2 protein-coding genes are annotated in these 2,466 nt (G+C 53.6%); both read left to right on the plus strand.

Features of this window, described 5'->3' with window-relative positions:
• Positions 1–1,807: ATP-binding protein (locus ACI3UA_RS05010; protein ID WP_439723735.1), on the plus strand; the 1,807-nt coding region annotated here is incomplete at its 5' end.
• Between the two features lie 201 nt (positions 1,808–2,008).
• A partial coding sequence (locus ACI3UA_RS05015; protein WP_439723736.1) for an ABC transporter ATP-binding protein occupies positions 2,009–2,466 on the plus strand: 458 nt, incomplete at its 3' end.

The following is a 2,466-nucleotide window of genomic DNA, read 5'->3' on the forward strand; positions in this document are numbered from 1 at the left end:
GCACAAGGGCGAGGTAGATGCCATCTTCCCGGTGTTCAACGATATGTGGGTGGCTGAGCAGTACGGGCTGGCCGGCTCGGCGGATGTTACCAGCGTCAGCTCCGATTTTATCTATGCCGGTGAGTATACCAAGGAAAAGGAAAAAAGAATTGCCGTAGTGCGCGGGAATTACATGCAGCTGGCGGGCAGCCGCTCCATATACCCGGAGGCCGAGATTGTTTTTTATGATACGGTGGAGGGGTGTCTGGATGCCGTCAAGTACGGCGGCGTGGGCGGTACGCTGCTGAACGGCATGCGCACATATCCGCTGCTGCGGCAGGGCAAGTACAAGATGCTGAATGCCTCGCCAACGTCGTCTATTGCCATGCTGGGCTTCGGCGTGGCCAGCGGCTCGGCTGACCTTCTGAACCTTTTGAACCGCGGCGTAAGTGTCCTGGAAGAGGACTACATCATGCTGAATATCCGCAACTATGAGCAGGAGATGTATGAGTACACCCTGGCGGATTTTTTTATGGAGTATCAGTATCTGGTGATTTTCGTCATGGGGCTGATTGCCCTGCTGTCCATGACTGTTGCCTTTATGTACATCCGGGCGGCCAGGCTGGAAAAGAAGACCCACTATGTGCTGCAGAAGGCACTGGAGCAGGCCGAGGAAGGCAGCCGTGCCAAGACGAAATTCCTCTTTAATATGTCCCACGATATCCGCACGCCGATGAACGCCATTCTTGGCTTTACGGAGTTATTGAAAAAGAACAGGGATAAGCCGGAGCTGGTGGATGACTATGTGGCAAAAATCCAGTCCTCCGGGGATTTTCTGCTCAGCCTTATCAACAACGTGCTGGAAATGGCGCGGATTGAGAGCGGGCAGGAAACGCTGGCGGAGGAAATCATCAGCCTGCATGAGCTGGTTGACAACATCAAGGCGGTTTTTGAGGCCAGCCTGCGGGCAAAGAAGCTGACACTGCACACCACGGTGCTGGCGGAGCATGACGAGAATTATCTGGATACCACCAAGGTGCGGCAGATTTTCCTGAACCTCCTGAGCAATGCCATCAAATATACGCCGGACGGCGGTGAGATATGGCTGGAGATACGGGAGCTGGATTCTGAATCGAAAGGTCATAGCAAGTTCCTGATTGTGGTGCGGGATAACGGCATCGGCATGTCGGAGGAATACCTGCCGCATATCTTTGACGAGTTTTCCAGGGCGAGGAATACTACGGAATCGCAGATTGTCGGAACTGGGCTGGGCATGCCGATTGTGAAGAAGCTGGTGGACCTGATGGGTGGCACAATCTCGGTGGAGAGCACCCAGGGCAGGGGGACCGCCTTTACCATCGTGGTTTATTTCAGGATTGCCGTCAGGGAGGAGCATGAGGAAAAGACTGATGAGCTGAAAAATGAGTCCGATATCAGGGGAGGCAGGATACTGCTGGCAGAGGACAATGACCTGAATGCGGAGATTGCGGCGACCCTGCTGTCGGAGCTGGGCTGTCAGGTGGCAAGGGCCTGTGACGGCGCCGAGTGCGTGGCGATGCTGACAGATGCGGAGGCGGGATACTACGACCTGATTCTCATGGATGTGCAGATGCCGAACATGAACGGCCTGCAGGCGACAGAGACAATCCGCGGCATGACGGATGCCCGCAAGGCGGAAATTCCGATTATTGCCATGACGGCCAATGCCTTTGAGGAGGACAAGAAGCTGTGCCTGAAAGCGGGCATGAATGACCATCTGGCCAAGCCGATTGATGTAGATGTGATGGTGAGGCTGGTGGCCGGATATATTGGAAAGCACGGGGACTGATTGCAAAAGCCTTTGCCGGTGGGCGAAGGCTTTTTTTGTATGCGATAAAATAATTCTGATAAAAATGGTAAGGATTATTGACAAGCTGTATCCATGTCCGTATAATGTGTAATAGTAATTCCGAGTAATTTTATCGGAAATAAAACGTACAGGATGAGATTACAGCCACATGGCTGATTGTGTGTATTAGGAGATTTTATAATGAGCAGAAAATTGTTGGAGATTAAGGATTTGCATGCAGGCGTGGCCGGCAGGCAGGACAAGGGTGAAATCCTGCGGGGGCTGGAGCTGGAGATTAATGCCGGCGAGATTCATGTTATCCTGGGGCCTAACGGCTCCGGCAAGTCCACGCTGATGAACGTGATTATGGGGCATCCCAGGTATGAGGTTACCGGCGGCAGTATCAGCTTTGAGGGTGAAGACCTGCAGGAGCTGAAAACCTTTGAGCGCACCCGCAGGGGGATTTTTCTGTCCTTCCAGAATCCGGAGGAAATACCGGGGATTACGGTGGAGAATATGCTGCGGGCTTCCCGTCAGGCCGTAACCGGCAAGCCGGTAAAAATCATGAAGTTCCGCAAGGAGCTGAGGGCCGCTATGGAAGAGCTGCAGATTGACCCGGAGTATGCCGGGCGGTACATGAATGTAGGCTTTTCCGGCGG

Origin of the sequence: Anaerovibrio sp., assembly GCF_051866355.1 — a bacterium.
In the GTDB taxonomy this organism is placed as follows: Bacteria; Bacillota; Negativicutes; order Selenomonadales; family Selenomonadaceae; genus Anaerovibrio.